At 65.4% G+C, this 1070-nt stretch carries 1 protein-coding gene and 1 pseudogene; both read right to left on the bottom strand.

Going from position 1 to position 1070, the window contains the following annotated elements; translation table 11 throughout:
• On the bottom strand, positions 1–344 hold a 344-nt coding region (locus BN2503_RS19075; protein ID WP_434799886.1), incomplete at its 3' end, for an ABC transporter permease subunit.
• Between the two features lie 138 nt (positions 345–482).
• Positions 483–848: pseudogene (locus BN2503_RS19070) on the bottom strand (ABC transporter substrate-binding protein); the annotation flags it as partial.
• Between the last annotated feature and the right edge of the window lie 222 nt (positions 849–1070).

The raw sequence follows: 1070 nt of genomic DNA, 5'->3' as shown, positions 1-1070 counted from the left end.
AGCGCCGCGTCCTTGATCACCAGCACCAAGGCGAAGGTGGCCAGCAGCTGCAGCAGTTCGGGTGCGCGGTAGATGCGGCGCAGCAGCAGCACCTCCACCGCCGCGCCCAGCAGGCCCACGGCCAGCGGCGCCAGCAGCAGCGCCGGCCAGAAGCCGAGCACACCGCCGAGTTGCTCGACGCAGGTGTAGGCGCCGTACAGCCCGAGCATGTAGAGCGAGCCGTGCGCAAAGTTGACGACGCGCAGGACGCCGAAGATGAGCGACAACCCAGCCGCCACCAGAAACAGCGTGGAGGCACCCGCCAAGCCGTTCAGGAGCTGAACCAATAACCCGGAAAAATCCATTGACCTATCCATTGCTGGCGTGCAAGCCCCGCCCATGGCACTGGCGCATTCCAGGCCAGCCGCCACCGCGCAAGGGCTGCCCCTGCCGCGCCGGCGACGCCCCCTGGAGGGAGGGCACCGCAGGCGACGCAGGCGGAATTACTGCCCCTTGCGGAGTTTTTTCACTTCGTCGTCGGAGGGCTGGAACTTGCCGCCGTCCTGGTAGCTGAAGTCCACCATCACGCCCTTGCCCTGGCGCAGTGCGGTCTTGCCGACGTAGGCGCCCATGGTGGACTGGTGGTCCTGCGCACGGTAGGTGATGGGGCCGAACGGCGTGTTGACTTCAAGGCTGCGGAACGCGGCGATGAGCTTCTCGGTATCCGCGCTGCCGCCGGTCTTCTTCAACCCTTCGGCAATCGACAGGATGGCGTTGTAGCCCACGATGGAGCCCGCGCGTGGATAGTCCTTGAAGCGCTGCTGGTAGGCGTCGAGGAAGGCCTGGTGCGCGGGCGTCTGGATGGCGTACCCTTCATGATCTCCCGCCTCCCTGGGCATTCGCAACCAGTTCCATCGCTCCAACAGTCGCAATAGGGAACTTCTCAAAACCCATCCGCTCTCTTCCTGACCCGAGAAGCCTGACCCGCCCCTTGCCATGATCACGCCCCGTAGCGCCCTGAAGTTCGATCTGTTCGCCGAGGCCTCGCGCCAGCACAAGAGAGACGAGGTGGGCGATCCGCTGCAGGTGAT

The organism is Paenacidovorax caeni (assembly GCF_001298675.1).
In the GTDB taxonomy this organism is placed as follows: domain Bacteria; phylum Pseudomonadota; class Gammaproteobacteria; order Burkholderiales; family Burkholderiaceae_C; genus Paenacidovorax; species Paenacidovorax caeni.
This window is presented reverse-complemented; position numbering and strand designations above follow the sequence as displayed.